Genomic DNA, 16,365 nt, shown 5'->3' with positions numbered 1-16,365 from the left:
CCCCCCTCCGCCCCGGCTATTCGGTATCTGGACAGCGTTGTTTAGGGTGAACCGATGGATTCGTCTTCGGTCGAGCCGCTGTCGATCGGGCTGCAGATCGGGCTGCGCGTGCCCGTGATCCTCGTGGCGCTGGCGGGTGCGCTCATCGCGCTGCTCATGCTGCGGCGGCTGGGGGCGTTGTCGGGGATTCTCGCCGCGGGCGGGAGCCTGCTGATCGCGGCGGACCAGGCGGCGAACATCGCCTGGGTGCTGCACCTGCGGTCGATGACGTCGGGCGGGGATCTCGACATCGACTCGTACAACATGGTCGCGAACGCCTATCTGATCGCGGACGCCGTCCTGATCACCATCGGCGTGGTGCTGGTGGTGGCCTCGTTCGCGGTCCGGCGGCCGTCCTCCGGAGCTGCCTTCGGCGGCGCCGGGCCCGCGCCGGCTCCCGGCTTTGGTGGCGCCGGGCCTGCGCCTGCTCCTGGGCCTGGCTTTGGTGGGCCTCCGTTTCGGCCTTGATTTGCGGACAAATCGGGCATGAGTAGCCTCGGGGGCAGCTGGCAGCGGCCGATGCCGGACGCGCGGCGGCTGCGGATCGACGTCGCCATCGGGCTCGCGGTCGCCGTCGTGGCGCTGGGCAACCTCACCCTGACCCGCAGCGCCGGCGCCTTCATCGGCCACCCGCCCAGCCTGGCCGAGCAGATCACCTGGGCGCTGCTGTGCACCCTGCCGCTGTGCTTCCGCCGCCGCTGGCCCGACGCCGTCGCCGTGATCGTCTCGATCGCCTTCATCGCCGGGCAGACCCGCTACGCGCCCGAGCAGCAGCTCACCACCGGCTCCCTGTTCGCGGCCCTCTACACCCTCGGCGCCTGGGGCCGCGACCACCGCCGCTCCCGCTGGCTGCGGGCCGGCATCATCGTGGCGATGTTCGTCTGGCTGGGCATCTCGTACCTGATCGCCCTGCCCCACCTGTCCGCGGCCGAGTTCGTCAAGGCCGACGGCCCGGTGTCGCCGATCCTGGCCGCCCTCATCAACGGCGTCCTCGTCAACGTCCTGTACTTCGGCTTCGCCTACTACTTCGGCGAGCTCGCCTGGACCGCCGAGTGCCGCCGGCACCAGGTCGAGGCGCAGTCGGCCGAGCTGGTGGCCGCGCACGAGGAGGAGGCCGCCCGCACCGTCCTGCACGAGCGCCTCCGCATCGCCCGCGAGCTGCACGACGTCGTGGCCCACCACGTGTCGGTCATGGGCGTGCAGGCCTCGGCGGCGCGGCGGGTCTTCGACCGCAACCCGCCGAAGGCCAAGGAGGCCCTCGCCGCGGTGGAGCAGAGCGCCCGGACGGCCGTCGACGAGCTGCACCGGATGCTGGGGCTGCTCCGGCACACGGATGCGCCCGTCATCCCGGCCCAGGCCGCGCCCCCCTCCGCGGCCGTCGAGCCGCCCGGTGGGGCGCCGGACTCGTCGCCGGCCACGACGGCGGCCGCGATGGGGCTGCACCGGCTGCCGGAGCTGCTCGACTCGGTGCGGCACGCGGGGCTGGAGACCTCGCTGGGGGTGTTCGGCGACGAGGTCGAGCTGCCGGAGTCGCTGTCGCTGGCCGGGTACCGGATCGTGCAGGAGGCGGCCACGAACGCGCTGAAGCACGCGGAGGCGACGAAGCTGGACGTGCGCATCCGGTACCACGCGGACGAGCTCGAACTGGACGTGGCCGACAACGGCCGGGGCGGGCCGGTCCGCAAGGCCGCCGGTGGGCTGGGCCTGATCGGCATGCGCGAACGCGTCGCCGCGCATGCCGGGACCCTGGAGGCGGGGCCGCGTGTCGGCAGCCCCGGCTTCCGGGTGCGGGCCCGGTTCCCCCTGCACCGGCCCGCGCCGGCCGTCACACCCGCGTAACGGCCAATTCCGCGGATTCTTCCGCGGGCTTCTCGGCTTTTTCCGCAGGCTTCTCCGCGGTTTCGAGGGCTTTTGCCGGTTCTGGGGCTCGTGTCGGTTCCGCGGCTTCTGCGGCTTCGGGCGCGTTCGCGGGTTCGGGTCCGCTGACCCGCCCGACCGCGGGTGCCGCCGGGTAGAGCTCGCGCGCGAGGTGGATGGCCAGCACCAGCACGACGGCCAGCATGACCAGCGCCGGGATCTGCGGCGAGGCGGCCTTGGCCCCGAACAGGAACGGCGCATACGTGGTCGCCGAGGCGTACTGGGTCAGCAGCGGCACGAACCACAGCCGCCGCGGCGCCAGGAACGCGACCGCGACGCTCAGCACGTCACCGGCGTAGAAGTACCGCTCGTGCATGGCCGGCAGCAGGAACGGCACGGCGATCGCGAACAGCGCCGCCGCCATGACCAGCCGCTGCGGGGTGAGCCGCTGCCGGCTGGCCGCGATCGCGGTGACGAGCAGCAGGACGACCGCCCCGGCGAAGCAGATGCCGGCCGTGCGGATCTCGTCGACGGCGAGCTCGGCCGGCAGGAGCGCGTAGAGCGAGGGTGCGTTCAGGGCCAGCTGCTGGTACCCGCCGACCTGGCTCGTGTAGATGCTCAGCAGCTCCCCGAGCGGCCGCCCGATGATCAGCGCCGGCACGTCCAGCAGCAGGAACGCGGCCGGCGCGGCGATGAGCGTGCGCCACGGCAGTTCCCGGCGCAGCGCGAGCACGAGCAGGATCGGGAAGACGAACATCGCCTGCTGCTTGAACGCGTACGCGACGCCGAACAGCGCGCAGGCCAGCCACGGCCGCCGCTTGATCAGCGAATACAGCCCACCGAGCAGAAACGCCGTGTAGATCGCGTCGCACTGCGCCCACAGCGAACCATTCATGATCACCGTAGGCAGCAGCAGCACGGTCAACGCCGCCGCCCCCGCCAGCCGATATCCGGGCCGCCGGTATTTGACCAGCAGATACGTCATCGCGGCCAGCACCAGATCGAACCCAGCCGATACCACCTTGATCGCCGCAAGCGGATGGTGCGGCGCCACGGCGTGCAATCCCACCAGGATGTACAGGTAGGGCACGTTGTAGTCGGAGAACTTGTACTTCAGCGCGTGGTAGCCACCATGCTGGTCGATGAACGTCCACCAGGGCAGCAGAAACCCCCGGAAGTCGTACGTCTGATGGTGCACCAACTGCGCCCGCGCGACGACCGCCAGCAGCACGATCACGCCGGCCATGACCCCGACGAGCGAGATCGGCAACGGCCGCGGCGCCGGCCCTTCGTCATTTTCGGGCACACTTCGATCGGTGGCCATGTGCACTACTCCCCCGTACTGCGCCCGGCCCCGGGCACACGAGCACGGATATTAGGCCTTGGCCACCATTCCGGTCAGTGGCCCGTTCGACCCACGTGCATTACCGAAACGGCCGACCGCTTTCGAAACAGCCGCCACTTCACCTCCCGGTCCATCCACCGCCGCCACTCGGCCAACCGGAATGTGCCCGATAGATCGGTTGATGCGCTATTTGCATCCCCGCCTCAGCGCGTGGCGGCGGATCCTTCGAGATCACCCGCGGTCAGCACCGGCGCTTAAGAACTCACCCGCCCAATTGACGCTTGCGGCGGAGGAGGGCGGTGCGCCGTACCGACGCGCGCCACAGGTTGACGAGCGCCCCGGCCAGCAGCAGCCCGCCGACGGCGAACGCGAGCGGGGTCGCCGCGATCAGTGCCACCGGCACGGCCGTCGCCACCGTGGCCGCCAGTCCCAGCCAGGCCGCCACGACCCGATCGAGCGCGAACAGCGGCCGGCGGCGGGTAAGCACCCAGGTCGCGTACGCGACCCAGGCCAGCCCCATGGCCACGATCCCGGCGAAGGCCACCTGCGTGCGCACCGGCATGCCGGGTTCGGTGGCCCACAGCAGCCCGACCAGCAGCGACACGGCGCCGCCGGCCAGCAGTACCCCCACCACGGCGAGCCGGCGGGCCAGCGAGAGGCGGCCCGACAGGCGGGCCAGCATGTCATCGGGGGTCACTGGGGTATCCCTTCCGCACGAAAGCCTCCCGCAGGAGGCGGCGAGCACGATTCAGGCGCGACTTGACCGTCCCCACCGGCACGTCGCAGATCTCCGCGCACGTCTCCAGGGACAGGTCCTGCAGGTAGAAGAGGATCAGGATCTCCCGCTCCCGGACCGGCAGCGCGGCCAGCGCCGCCACGACCTCGGCCCGTTCGAGCACGGACGCGAAGCCGTCCTCCGCCGACGTGACGTCATCGCTCAGCGGTTCCGGCCGGGCGTACTCCTCCCGCAGCCGATTCGTCACGGTCCGTCGCGCGATCGTGAACAGCCAGGGCGTGAACCGGGCCGGATCGCGCAGGGTGGGCAGCCCGCGGATCACCGCCACCCAGACCTCCTGCGCGACGTCATCCGCGGCACCCAGGGGCAACATCCGCCGCACGTACGACCAGACGGGGTCGTGCCACGCCCGCACCAGTTCCGCGAACGCCTCGCGCTCGCCCAGTTGGCAGCGAACCACCAACAGCTCGTCCGTCATCACCACCTCCACACCCAGCACAGTCGCGAAACCACCGCGCCAGGTTCACGGGCCGTTATCGTCGGGGCTGGCGAGGCACCACGACAACGGCCGTGACGGTGCGCGACCGCGCCGCTGTAACGAAAGCGACTGCGATCGAGGAGTGCTCGGCGGGACAGTGAACGTCCGCATCGACCGTAGTCGATTGGAGTGTCCATGCTTCCACGTCCCCGCCAGGTCGTCGCTGTTGTCGTGGCCCTGCTGGCCGCGTTGCTGCTCGTCCCCGGTTCGCCGGCCGCGGCCGCCACCGCCGACCGGTTCGGGTTCGCCCTGGTCGACAATCCCACGGTGCCGCCATGGACCGCGCTGCCCGGCGCGTACCAGTTCGGCAGCTGGGCGCCCGGGCCGCTCGCCGCCGGTGGCAAGGTCGCGACCGGGCGGTTCCTCGTGCGCTTCCCCGGCATCGCGTTCGGCTCGCGCGGCAACGTGCACGTCACCGCCGTCGCGTCGGACGGGCGGTTCTGCGAGACCGTCCGCTGGTACGCCTCCGGCAGCGACGAGATCGTCGACGTCCAGTGCTTCAAGCCCGGCGGCTTCCCCGCCGACACCCCGTTCACGGTGCTGTGGACGGTCAGCTCGGGCACCCTCCCGCCCGGCGTCGGCGGCTACGCCTCGGTGCAGGTCACGAGCAACCTCATCGCGCAGTCGTACGACTCGGCCGGCGGCGCGGTGACCGTCACGCCGCTCGCCATCGGCGTGTACAGCGTCCGCTTCAACGCCGTCGGCGACCCCGCCGGCGCGCTGGCGGGCAACCTCCAGGTCACCGCCCTGCAGCCGAACGCCAACCCGCGCCGCTGCAAGATCCTCAAGTGGGGCGCCACGGGTGCGGACGTCGTGGCGTACGTCGCCTGCCACAACCCCGCCACCGGCGCGCCGATGAACAGCGACTTCACCGCGTCCTTCGCCCGGGAGCGCTCGGTCTACGCGTCGTTCGCCCCGCCGAAGTACTTCGGCTACCTGGCCACGCCCTTCGCCGGCCCGACGAACTGGTCGTACCCGCTGGGCGTGGGCGCGAACGGCTACGGCCCGTCGGGGCCCGGGACGTACACCGTGAAGTTCCCGCAGCTGCACCAGAGCGCGACGACCGCGCAGCTGACCGCGATCGGCGACGGGTCCGCGTACTGCACGATCCAGGCCAAGTGGCTGCAGTTCGGCCCGGACGCCGTGGTGCCGGTCGCGTGCTTCACCAACGCCGGCGCCCCGGAGAAGAGCGACTTCAGCGTGGCCTTCGCCTCCAGCGTGTGACGACGGCCCCGGCCCTCGCCGCACACCGCGGCGGGGGCCGGGCTATCGATGCTGGGAATCGTGTAGGACTCGAACGGAGTCGATGCTAGGACTGGTGCGGTGCAGGTACGACTCCTCGGGCCCGTCGACGTCGCGATCGACGGTGCGGCGCCGGCCCTTCCCGGACTGCGGCGCAAGGCCGTGCTCGCCGTGCTCGGGCTCCATCGCGGGGCCGTGGTCGGCGTCGACCGGATCGTCGGGCTGGCGTGGGAGGACGACGACGCCGCCGTGCAGCCGAACACGGTCCAGCGGCACGTGTCGGACCTGCGGACGGTACTGCGGGACCGGTCTTCCATCGAGGCCCGTCCGCCCGGCTATCTGCTGCACACCGGCACCGACCTCGCGGCCGTCGAGGACCTTGTGCGGGCCGGGCGCGCGGCCGAGCGGGCCGAGGTGGCGGTCGAGCATTTCCGGCGGGCGCTCGGGCTGTGGCGCGGGCCGGCGCTGGCCGATCTGCGCGAGCTCCCGTGGTTGCGGGCCCAGGGTGAGCGCCTCGATCAGCTGCGCCTCGACATCCAGCTCGATCTCGTCGACGCGCGACTGCGCCTCGCGGACCCGGGCGACCGCGAAGCGCTCCTGCGTGAACTGCACGAACGCGCAGCAGCGCGGCCGTTCGACGAGCGGGTGCACGGCCAGCTCATGCGCGCGCTGTCCGTGAACGGGCAGCAGCGGCAGGCCGAGGAGGTGTACCGGCGGCTGGAGGAGGCGCTCGACCGCGAGTTCGGGCTGCGCCCGGGTGCGGCCCTGCGCGCACAGCGGGAGGCCCTGCGCGCGCAGCGGGAGGCCCTGCGCGCGCAGCGGGAGGCCCTGCGCCCCGACCGGCCCGCGCAGCTGCCCGCCACCGTGCGCGGGTTCGCGGGCCGGGTGGCCGAGCTCGAGCGGCTGGACGCGCTCGCCGACGCGGGCGGCGGCGTCGTGGTCATCGAGGGCACGGCCGGCGTCGGCAAGACCGCGCTGACGCTGTTCTGGGCGCACCGCGCGGCCCACCGGTTCCCCGACGGCCAGCTGTACGTCAACCTGCGCGGCTTCGACCCCGGCAGCGCCGCGCTGCGGCCCGCGGACGCGCTCGCGGTGCTGCTGGACGGGCTCGGGCTGCCGGCGCCGACCGGGCCGGCCGAACGCGCGGCGCTGTTCACCACGACCATCCAGCGCCGCCGGCTGCTCGTGGTGCTCGACAACGCGCGCGACGGCGCGCAGGTGCGGGCGCTGCTGCCGAAGACCGGCACGTCCCTCGTCCTGGTCACCAGCCGGGCGCACATCGACACGCCGGCCACCATCGGGCTGGACGTGATGACCCCGGACGAGGCCCGGGAGCTGCTGCGGCACCGGCTCGGCGACGCGCGGCCGGCGGCCGAGCCCGCTGCCGTCGATGAGATCGTCGCGCGCTGCGCGCATCTGCCGCTGGCGATGGGGGTCGTGGCCGCACATGCGGCCGCTCGGCCCCATATCGCCCTCGCGCAACTGGCGGGCGAACTGCGCGACGCGGCCCGGCGCTGGCATGTGCTCGACGGTGGCGACGCGGTGTCCGATGTTCGCGCGGTGCTCTCCTGGTCGTACCTCGCGCTCCCGGCCGCCACCGCCCGGATGTTCCGGCTCCTCGGCGCGCATCCCGGGCCGGTGCTCGGCACCGCGGCGGCGGCCGGCCTGGCCGGGGTCGCGCCGGAGGTCGCCACGGAACTGCTCGCCGAACTCTGCCGCGCCAGCCTGCTCACCGAGCCCGAGCCGGGTCGCTTCACCCACCACGACCTGCTGCGCGGCTACGCGCTGGAGCTGGCCGCCGCGCAGGACGAACCCGAGGCCACCCGCCGCGTGCTCGACCATTACGTGAACACGGCGGTAATCGCGGCAGCGGTCATCAACCCGTCCTGGCCGCCGGTCAGCCCGCCCGAGCCGGCCCCCGGCGTGACCGTCGACGTGAAGGCCGAGCAGCGCTGGCTCACCGAGGAGCTGCCGACGCTGCTCGCCGCGGTCGAGGCCGCCGCCGTACGAAAGCTGGATGTGCACGCGTGGCAGCTCGCCTGGGCGCTCACCGACCTGCTGGAGCGGCAGGGGCGGTGGGACGACTGGGAGGCGGCGCACGGGACCGGGCTGCGTGCGGCCGAGCGGGCCGGCGACGCGCAGGCGGTCGCGCACCTGCACCGCGGGCTCGGGCGGCTGCGGATGTGGCAGTGGCGGTACCAGGAAGCGCTGGCGCATTTCGGGGAAGCGCTCGAACGCTTTCAGGCGCTCGGCGACCGGCACGGCGAGGCGCGCACCGAGCACAACCTCTGCCAGCTCGCCGACCGCGAGGGCCGCCTGCCCGACGCCGCCCGGCACGCCCAGCGCTCGCTCGACCTGTGCCGCGAACTCGGCGACCGCGCCGACGTGGCCAAGGAGCTCAACGCGCTCGCGTGGTGTCACCTGGAGGCCGGCGAGCTCGACCACGCCCGCGCCGCGTGCGAGGAGGCGGCCGCCATCTACCGCGAGGTCGACGACCCGGCCCAGGAGGGCGCGGCCCAGCACACCCTGGGCGGCATCCACCACCGGCGGGGCGACCTCGCGGCCGCGGCCGCCTGCTACGAGCGGGCCGTGGCCCTGTCCGGCGGCGTCGGCGACCGGTACGCGGAGGCCCTGGCCCTCGACGGCCTCGGCGACACCGGCACCGACCCGGACGAGGCCCGCCGGCGGTGGGAGCAGGCGCTGACGATCCTGACGGAACTGGGCCGTCCCGAAGCCGATGCCGTACGGGCGAAACTCAGTAGTCGGGCGGGCGGATGAGCTGCGCGTTGACCACCACGGCGGGGTCGACGCCGAGATTGGCCTGCGGCTGTGTGTCCTCCTGATGCCGGCGGGCCAGGATCGCCGCGCCGGGACCGTCGCCCTCCTCGATGGCGCGGATCAGCTCGGCGTGGCTCTCGATGCTGCGCCGGGTCGCCTCGGTGCCCGGCAGGTCGCCCTCCATCGCGGTGCGGGCGGCCCATTCCTCCTCGTGGGCGTACCACAACCCCTCGAGCATCCCGACGAGCAACTCGAACGTCTGGTTCCCGCAGTTGCGCACCAGCGCCTCGTGGAACTCCTTCATGCAGGCGACGAACTTGGCGAAGTCGCCCAGTGAGGCCTCGGTCCGGGCGTGGATCTCGCGCAGTGCCGGCACCACGGTGTCCATCCGGTCCTGGCGGGTCGCGCACATCTCCGCGCACATCGGGTCGAGGCGCCGCACGGCCAGGCCGAGGTCGTGCACGCTGACGGTGCGGGACTGCAGCACGAGCCCGAAGACGTACCCGGCCCGCTCGATCTGCGGCGGGTGCACCTCGGCGCCGCCCCGGTTGCCGCGGCGGATGGTGATGAGCCCCTCGGTCTCCAGGGTGCGCATGGCCTCGCGGACCGACGGCATGCTCACCTTGAACTGCTCGAACAGCTCGTCCTGTTTCAGCAGGCCGTGTTCGTTGGTGAGCTCGCCGCGCAGGATCTGGTCGCGCAGTTCGTCGGCGAGCCGCTCCCCGACGCGGCGGCGCGGCAGCAGCGGGCCCTTCGCGCGCTCCGCCATCGATTCCCCCTTGCTCACTTGGCCAGTACCGCCCGGAACGCGGCCACATTCGCGAGCTTGATGTTCTCATATCCACGGACGACATCCGGCGCCTGCGCCACGGTCAGGCACCGTCCATTGTCGCCGTCGCGCAACGCGGCGAGCACCGCGGCCGTGTACTCGGCGGGAAGTGCGCGCTCGACTTTGCGTACCGACGCGAAACCGAACGGATCGAAGCCCGTGCCGCGCACCGAACGCATCGCGCGCAGCACCGCGAACGCCGGGCGAATCCAACCGCCCAGCGCCAGTTTGCGGCGCAATCCGAGCGCCCGCAGAAAGGGCGGATGGATGTGGTACCGCACGCCGCCGCCATGTCCCGCCAGCAGATGCAACCGCGCGACCTCGTACTCGTCCTTGTACGCCATCAGCTTGTACAGGTACCGGGCGAATTCCACGGACACCGCGTCCGTCCCGAACCGCTCGGCCTCGGCCGCGGCGACCTGCCGGACCGTGTCCACATAGCGCTGCGCGAGGCGGGCATGCTGATAGTCCACGAGATCCCCGGCGCGCGGCAGCGCGACCGCGCGCACCGCGTCCGGCAGACCGGCGGCGTCGACCAGCCGCCCGGCCAGCTGCCGCGCGCGGGGCGACGGATCCAGCGCGACGGCGGCCTTCGCGGCGGCCACGTCGACCGGCGCGAGCACGTGGTTGCGACCGGCCCGGAACGCCGCGATGTTGTCCTCGACCGCGACCCCGTTGAGCCGGATCGCCTCCTCGATCGAGGCGGCCGTCAGCGGCACCGCCCCGGCCTGGTACGCCACCCCGAGCAGCAGTACGTTCGCGGTCGCCTCGTTGCCGAGCAGGGCCAGGCTGAGCCCGGCGGCATCGACCGCGGTGCTCCGCCGCACCGCGCCCCGAATCCGTTCCAGCAGCGTTTCCGCGGGCGGCAGGCTGGTCGCCGTGTTCGTCACCACCGCCGACGTCGGGGTGAGCGACGAGGCCACGACCGCGACGGTCCGCGCCGCGTCGGTGCGGGCCAGATGCTGCGGCGCCGCCCCGCTGAGCGCGTCGAAGACGAGGTACAGGTCGGCCTGCCCGTCGGAGACCGCGGCCGTGCGGGCGTCGACGGGCGCGGCCGCGATCTGCAGGTGCGACACCACCGCGCCGGCCTTCTGGCTCATGCCCGTCTGGTCCAGCCCGGCCGTGTGCAGCCCGTCGAGCAGCGCCGCGGTGGCCAGGAGCTGGTTCACCGTCACGACCCCGGTGCCGCCGATGCCGACGAGATAGATCCCGTACGTGCCGCCGCCCACCGACGCCTTGTGTTCCGGCTCCGCCGGCGCGCCCCCGGCGGGACGGCTCCGCCGCGAAGCCGATGCGGTCGTGCGGACCGTGACGAACGACGGGCAGTCGCCGTCGAGGCAGCTGAAGTCCGAGTTGCACGACGTCTGGTGGATGCGGGTCTTGCGGCCCAGTTCGGTGTCGACCGGCTGGACCGACAGGCAGTTGCTCTTGACGCCGCAGTCGCCGCAGCCCTCGCAGACCCGCTCGTTGATGACGACCCGCCGCTCGGGCTTGGGCAGCTTGCCGGTGCGGCGCAGGCGGCGGGCCTCGGCCGCGCACACCTGGTCGTAGACGAGCACCGTGACGCCCTCGATCGCGGCGAGTTCCTCCTGTACGGCCAGCACGTCGTCCCGGTGCCGCACGGTCACGCCGGGGGCCAGGTCGCGCACGCCGCGGTACCGCCCGGGGTCCTCGGCACACACCACGACCCGCTTGACGCCCTCCGCCTGCAGTTCGCGGGTCAGCGCCGGCACCGACAGCCCGCCCGCGATCTCCTGCCCGCCGGTCATCGCGACGTACCCGTTGAACAGGATCTTGAAGGTGATGTTCACCCCGGACGCGACGCAGGCGCGCACCGCGAGGAGCCCCGAGTGCGTGAACGTGCCGTCGCCGAGGTGCTGGAAGATGTGGCCGGTGCTCGCGAACGGGGACATGCCGATCCACGGCACGCCCTCCGAGCCCATCGGCACCACCGGCAGCTTCTCGTTGGAGGCGAGCCGCGGGTCGAAGTACGACATGCCGTGGCAGCCGACGCCGCCGCCGACGACCGCGCCGGTGGGCAGGACGGTCGAGCGGTTGTGGGGGCAGCCGCTGCAGTACGCCGACGTGCGGTTCAGCAGCGGCAGGGCGATCGGGCCGCGGCTCGGCGCCCGGGCCGGTGCGGGCAGGCCGAGCTCGCGGCGCAGGATGGGCTTGAGCCGGTCGACGCCGAGCTCGCCGTGGGCCGGCACGAGCAATCGGCCGTCCCGGTCCCGTTTGCCGACGATGGTGGGGCGGTGCGGGGTGGAGTACAGCGCCCCGCGCAGCGCCGACTCGATGAAGTCGCGCTTCTCCTCGACCACCACGACGTGCTCGAGCCCTGCCGCGAACCGCTCCACAATGGACGGATCGAGCGGGTAGATCATGCCGAGCTTCAGCAGCCGGATCCCGCGCTCGCGCAGGGCCGCGTCGTCCAGACCGGCGTCGGTCAGCACCTGGCGGACGTCGTAGTACGTCTTGCCGGCCGCCACGATCCCGATCCGCGCCCCGTCCGCGGCGCCCTCGATCCGGTTGAGCCCGTTGGCGGCGGCGAACGCGACGGCCGCGAGGTGCCGGCGCTCCAGCAGGTCCCGTTCCCGGTCGACGAGAATGGTGGGCACGAGCTCGATCCGCTGCCGGTGCTGCCACGGCTCGCCGTCGATCTCCAGCTCGGGATGGCGCAGCGAGAGCCTGGCCGGGTCCAGGTTCACCGACCCGACCGAGTCCGCGACGTTGGTGACGACTTTCAAACCGACCCAGCAGCCGCAGTACCGCGAGAGCTCAAGCCCCGTCACGCCGAAGTCCAGCAGCTCCTGGGTGGAGCCGGGCACCAGCACCGGCATCAGCGCGTCGTAGAACGCGGTCTCGCTCTGGTTCGGCAGCGACGAGGACTTCGCCGCCGGGTCGTCGCCGGCCACCGCCACGACGCCGCCGAACGGGCTGGTGCCGAACTGGTTGGCGTGCTTGAACGCGTCGCCGCAGCGGTCGACGCCGGGCGACTTGCCGTACCAGAGGCCGAAAACGCCCTGGAGACCGTCGCGAAAACCGCCGGGCGAGGGCTGCTGGGTGCCGAACACGACGGCCGCGGCGAGCTCCTCGTTGACGCCGGGGACGTGCCGGATGTCCTCCGCGGCGAGGGTCTCGGCCGCCCGATGCAGGGTGAGGTCCAGCCCGCCGAGCGGCGATCCCGGGTAGCCGGAGGCGAGGCCGCCGGTGCGCAGCCCGGCCGCCCGGTCCAGGCGGTGCCGGTCCAGCAGGATGCGCGTGATCGCCTGGGTGCCGGTCAGCACGACGGTGCCGTCGTCGGCGTCGTAGCGGTCCGCGAGCCGGTACGCCTTCGCGTTCACCACGTCGGTCATGGGGTGTGTGGCCCTTCGTCGCGGGGTTCGGGAGCTGAGTTTCGGCGTCCGGCGCCGGGGTCTCGCGGCCCTTCGTCGGGATCTCGCGGCCCTTCGTCGCGGGCTTCCGGGACGGGCACCCGGGCGGTGGCGGCCGGGTCGCGCGGGTTCTTGTACAGCAGGATCGTGCAGGCGCCGCCGTCCAGGCCGGACGGGCAGCGGTTGACCGGCCAGGGCGCGCCGAGCCGCTCCCGGGCCATCTCCACGTGCCAGATCGGGACGTGGGTGCGGTAGATCGTGGTGAGCCGCCCGCCCCAGGCGACCGGGTGCTCGTCGGCGACGACGGCGAGGCCGAGCCCGGCCCCGAACCGGCCGTCGAGGACCTGCCGGGAGCAGGTGCCGCACGGGTCCTGCACGATCGTGAACTTCTCGTCGTCCTCGTCGATCGCGAGGTCGGTGAAGTGCCCCTGCAGCAGGCGGACCAGGTTCACCAGCCGCTCGCCGGCGGGCCGGTCGATGTCGGCCATCAGCCCGCGCAGCGCGTCCTCGCCGCGCCGGCGGTGGAAGACCTCGAGCTCGTCGGGGCCCCAGGTGGAGTACACCGCGGACAGCAGCGTGGAGAGCCAGTCCCGCAGCACGTCGATGGCCGCGCGCCACTCGGCCTCCCGCCGGTCGAAGATCTCCAGCGCGCCGCCGGGGTCGCCCCACCCGGCCGCCGCGGCGATCTCGTCAGCCATCGGCGCCGGCAATTCCGCCCGCACGGGTTCGACGTCCGGGTAGGCGGCGAAGTAAACAAGCGTCCGATTGGTCATAACTCGCAGGCCAGCAGGCCCGTGGCGCTCGGCCGCGGTGGCGAGGATCGTCGAGACCCAGTCGAGGTACCGCTCGCGCTGCCCAAGGTGCTCCCGCTCGAGCGCCGCCAGCTCCTCGCGCAGGGCCGCCACTTCGGACCCGCCGAGCCGGCGGACCAGGCGGGCGCGCGGCGACATGGCCAGCTCCCGCAGCGCCTCATCGGTGAACTCCCGCAACTCGACCCCCTCCCTTGACGCTAAGGGTATAACCTTATAACCTTCGCGCTGTGATGCACAACACACCCGCAGCGAACGAAGACCCGGAGCTCGCGACGCTCCGGGTCACGGTCGACGGCGGGGTCGCGTGGGTCGAGCTGCACCGCCCCGAGGTGCTGAACTCCTTCAACGACACGATGCTGCGGGAGCTCGCGGGCGTCTGGGCGAGACTGCGCCTCGACGACGACGTACGCTGCGTCGTCCTCACCGGCGCGGGCGAGAAGGCCTTCTGCACCGGCTACGACCGCTCGGGCCTCGACGAGCGCACCCCCACCGCCCCCCGCGTTGACAACCGCGTTGACAGCCGCGTTGACAACGGCGCTGACAACGCCGACCGCCGCAGCGTTGACAACAGCGATGACAACGCCAAAGACCGCCACATTGACAACCGCGCTGACAACGCCGCTGACACCGCCGACGATCGCAGCGTTGACAACCGCGCTGACTACCGCGTTGACAACGACGCTGACACCGCCGACGACCGCAGCGTTGACAACGGCGCTGACTATCGCGCTGACACCGCCGACCGCCGCAGCGCCGACAACCGCGCTGACAACCGCGTTGACAACGCCGACCGCCGCAGCGTTGACAACGGCGTTGATCGGGACGCGGGCGCGCTGCTGAAGGCGGCCAGCCCGTTCCTGCGCGCGGACGTGGGCGACTTCCTCGGCCCCAAGTCGTGCGGCCTGTGGAAGCCGGTCGTCGCGGCGGTCAACGGCATCGCCTGCGGCGGCGCGTTCTACCTGCTCGGCGAGGCCGACATCATTATCGCCGCCGACACTGCCACGTTCTTCGACCCGCACACCACGTTCGGCATGCCGGCCGTCTTCGAGCCGCTGCATCTGCTGCGCCGGATGCCGCTCGGCGAGGTGCTGCGCCTGGCCCTGCTCGGCTCCGCGGAGCGGATGTCGGCCCGGCGCGCGCTGGAGATCGGCCTGGCCTCCGAGGTCGTGCCGGCCGGCGAGCTCCGGGCCGCGGCGGCGGCGGTGGCCGCGACCATCGCCGCCCTGCCGCCGCTCGCCGTGCAGGCCACCCTGCGCACCATCTGGCTCGGCGCGGACCTGGGCCCCGGCCCGGCCCTCGACGTGGCGCACGCCCTTGTCGCCGCGGGCACCGACCCGGCCGAGATCGCAGCCGGGCAGCAGACGTTCCGCGCCGGCAACCGGCCCCGCTGGCGGCTGCGATGATGGACTTCTCGCTCACCACCGACCAGCTCGACCTGCGAGCGGCCCTCACCGCGCTGCTCGCCGAGCACTCCCCCCGGCTCGGCGCGGACCTGGGCCCAGGCCCGGCCCTCGACGTGGCGCACGCCCTCGTCGCCGCGGGCACCGACCCGGCCGAGATCGCCGCCGCGGGCACCGACCCGGCCGAGATCGCCGCCGGGCAGCAGACGTTCCGCGCCGGCAACCGGCCCCGCTGGCGGCTGCGATGATGGACTTCTCGCTCACCACCGACCAGCTCGACCTGCGGGCGGCCCTCACCGCGCTGCTCGCCGAGCACTCCCCGCCGAGCCGGGTCCGGGCCGCCGAGCCGCTCGGCTTCGACCCCGCGCTGTGGGCCGTGCTGGGCGACTTCGGCTTTCCGCAGCTCGCGAGCGGCGGCGGCGAGGCCGGCCCGATCGAGCTCGCCGTCGCGGCCGGCCCGATCGAGCTCGCCGTCGCGGCCCGCGCCGCCGGGGTCGCCCTGGCCTCCGCCCCGCTGATCGAGTCCGTGGTCGCGACCCGCCTGCTCGACCGGCTCGGGCGGCCCGAGCTCGGCGGCCTGATCACGTTCGCACCTCGCCCGGCGGTGGCCGGGATCGCCCGTACGGTGCCGTGGGGCGCGGTCGCCGATCGGGTGCTCGCCTGGGACGGCAACGGGATCGTCGCCTCCCGGACCGGCGCCGCGGTGGACGCCCCGAAGCAGACCCTGTCCGGCCTCGCGCTCGGGCACGTGGACCTGGCCGGCGCGGCCGTGCTCGTGGTCGGGCCCGATGCGCGCCGGCACTTCGCCGAGGCTCTGGCCGACTGGCGGGTGCTGACCGCCGCCGCCCTGGCCGGGATCGGGGCGGAGGGGCTGCGGCTCGGCGTCGACTACGCGAAGAGCCGCCAGCAGTTCGGCCGCCCGATCGGCACGTTCCAGGCCCTCGCCCACCAGCTCGCCGACGCCGCCACCCTCGTCGACGGGGCCGAGCTCCTGGTGCTCGAAGCGGCCTGGGCGATCGACACCGGCAGCCCGCGCCGGCACGGGCTGGCCGCGATGGCCGCCGCGTTCGCCGGTCGGGCCGCCCGGCAGGCCACCGACCGCGGCCTACACGCGCACGGCGGCTACGGCTACACCCTCGAGTACGACATCCAGCTGTACTTCCGCCGGGCCAAGGCCCTCGACCTGCTCACCGGCGGCGAACGGGCCGCGGTCGACGCCACCGCCGAACTGGCCCTGGCCGACCACGACGAGGGCCGGCGAGCCAAGCCCTTCGACCTAATCACCAGCGGCGAGCAGGCCGCGGTCAACGCCACAGCCGAGCAGGCCGCGGCCGACGCCACCGCCGAGCAGGCCGCCGTCAACGCCACCACCGAACAGGCCGCGGCCGAACACGACGAGGGGCGGGCGGTCTGAA

Annotated in this window: 13 protein-coding genes; 7 read left to right on the top strand and 6 right to left on the bottom strand. The window is 73.2% G+C overall.

The window, feature by feature from the left end:
* Nucleotides 1-54: 54 nt before the first annotated feature.
* Together ACQP00_RS18305 and ACQP00_RS18300 are read left to right on the top strand one after the other, a co-directional pair.
* Nucleotides 55-507: a hypothetical protein gene (locus tag ACQP00_RS18305; protein ID WP_433220609.1), complete on the top strand. Its 453-nt coding sequence runs from the start codon at nucleotides 55-57 to the stop codon at nucleotides 505-507.
* An 18-nt stretch (nucleotides 508-525) separates the two neighbouring features.
* Nucleotides 526-1,878, top strand: a complete 1,353-nt coding sequence (locus ACQP00_RS18300) for a sensor histidine kinase (RefSeq protein ID WP_433220607.1) — start codon at nucleotides 526-528, stop codon at nucleotides 1,876-1,878.
* Here ACQP00_RS18300 and ACQP00_RS18295 read toward each other — a convergent pair.
* The 3 genes from ACQP00_RS18295 to ACQP00_RS18285 form a co-directional block, all read right to left on the bottom strand.
* A complete protein-coding gene (locus ACQP00_RS18295; RefSeq protein WP_433220605.1) occupies nucleotides 1,865-3,220 on the bottom strand; it encodes a glycosyltransferase 87 family protein in 1,356 nt (451 codons plus the stop codon). The two genes, ACQP00_RS18300 and ACQP00_RS18295, sit on opposite strands and share 14 nt — an antisense overlap.
* A 283-nt stretch (nucleotides 3,221-3,503) precedes the next feature.
* Complete coding sequence (locus ACQP00_RS18290) at nucleotides 3,504-3,938, bottom strand: hypothetical protein (RefSeq protein WP_433220603.1); 435 nt, start codon at nucleotides 3,936-3,938, stop codon at nucleotides 3,504-3,506.
* Nucleotides 3,925-4,455, bottom strand: a complete 531-nt coding sequence (locus ACQP00_RS18285) for an RNA polymerase sigma factor (protein ID WP_433220601.1) — start codon at nucleotides 4,453-4,455, stop codon at nucleotides 3,925-3,927. Before ACQP00_RS18285 ends, ACQP00_RS18290 begins: the two co-directional genes overlap by 14 nt.
* A 195-nt stretch (nucleotides 4,456-4,650) precedes the next feature.
* Between ACQP00_RS18285 and ACQP00_RS18280 the strand changes: the two genes are divergently transcribed.
* Nucleotides 4,651-5,739: a hypothetical protein gene (locus ACQP00_RS18280; protein WP_433220599.1), complete on the top strand. Its 1,089-nt coding sequence runs from the start codon at nucleotides 4,651-4,653 to the stop codon at nucleotides 5,737-5,739.
* Nucleotides 5,740-5,838: 99 nt separating this feature from the next.
* Nucleotides 5,839-8,535 carry a BTAD domain-containing putative transcriptional regulator gene (locus tag ACQP00_RS18275; RefSeq protein WP_433220597.1) on the top strand — a complete coding sequence of 899 codons (2,697 nt, stop codon included), beginning with the start codon at nucleotides 5,839-5,841 and terminating at the stop codon, nucleotides 8,533-8,535.
* Here ACQP00_RS18275 and ACQP00_RS18270 read toward each other — a convergent pair.
* Genes ACQP00_RS18270 through ACQP00_RS18260 form a run of 3 tightly spaced genes read right to left on the bottom strand, consistent with a single transcriptional unit; the run spans nucleotide 8,513 to nucleotide 13,511 of the window.
* Complete coding sequence (locus tag ACQP00_RS18270) at nucleotides 8,513-9,304, bottom strand: FadR/GntR family transcriptional regulator (RefSeq protein WP_433220595.1); 792 nt, start codon at nucleotides 9,302-9,304, stop codon at nucleotides 8,513-8,515. The two genes, ACQP00_RS18275 and ACQP00_RS18270, sit on opposite strands and share 23 nt — an antisense overlap.
* A 14-nt stretch (nucleotides 9,305-9,318) precedes the next feature.
* Complete coding sequence (locus tag ACQP00_RS18265; RefSeq protein WP_433220593.1) at nucleotides 9,319-12,720, bottom strand: indolepyruvate ferredoxin oxidoreductase family protein; 3,402 nt, start codon at nucleotides 12,718-12,720, stop codon at nucleotides 9,319-9,321.
* Nucleotides 12,717-13,511, bottom strand: coding sequence for a hypothetical protein (locus ACQP00_RS18260; protein WP_433220591.1), 795 nt, complete (start codon nucleotides 13,509-13,511; stop codon nucleotides 12,717-12,719). The genes ACQP00_RS18265 and ACQP00_RS18260 overlap by 4 nt, the downstream gene beginning before the upstream one ends.
* A gap of 269 nt (nucleotides 13,512-13,780) precedes the next feature.
* Here ACQP00_RS18260 and ACQP00_RS18255 point away from each other — a divergent pair, with 269 nt between their 5' ends.
* Genes ACQP00_RS18255 through ACQP00_RS18245 form a run of 3 tightly spaced genes read left to right on the top strand, consistent with a single transcriptional unit; the run spans nucleotide 13,781 to nucleotide 16,364 of the window.
* A complete protein-coding gene (locus ACQP00_RS18255) occupies nucleotides 13,781-14,953 on the top strand; it encodes an enoyl-CoA hydratase-related protein (protein ID WP_433223886.1) in 1,173 nt (390 codons plus the stop codon).
* Nucleotides 14,950-15,198, top strand: coding sequence for a hypothetical protein (locus ACQP00_RS18250; RefSeq protein WP_433220589.1), 249 nt, complete (start codon nucleotides 14,950-14,952; stop codon nucleotides 15,196-15,198). The genes ACQP00_RS18255 and ACQP00_RS18250 overlap by 4 nt, the downstream gene beginning before the upstream one ends.
* Nucleotides 15,195-16,364, top strand: a complete 1,170-nt coding sequence (locus tag ACQP00_RS18245; protein WP_433220587.1) for an acyl-CoA dehydrogenase family protein — start codon at nucleotides 15,195-15,197, stop codon at nucleotides 16,362-16,364. The genes ACQP00_RS18250 and ACQP00_RS18245 overlap by 4 nt, the downstream gene beginning before the upstream one ends.
* Nucleotide 16,365 lies beyond the last annotated feature (1 nt).

This window comes from Dactylosporangium sp. CS-047395, from assembly GCF_050942185.1.
Lineage (GTDB): Bacteria > Actinomycetota > Actinomycetes > Mycobacteriales > Micromonosporaceae > Dactylosporangium.
This window is presented reverse-complemented; position numbering and strand designations above follow the sequence as displayed.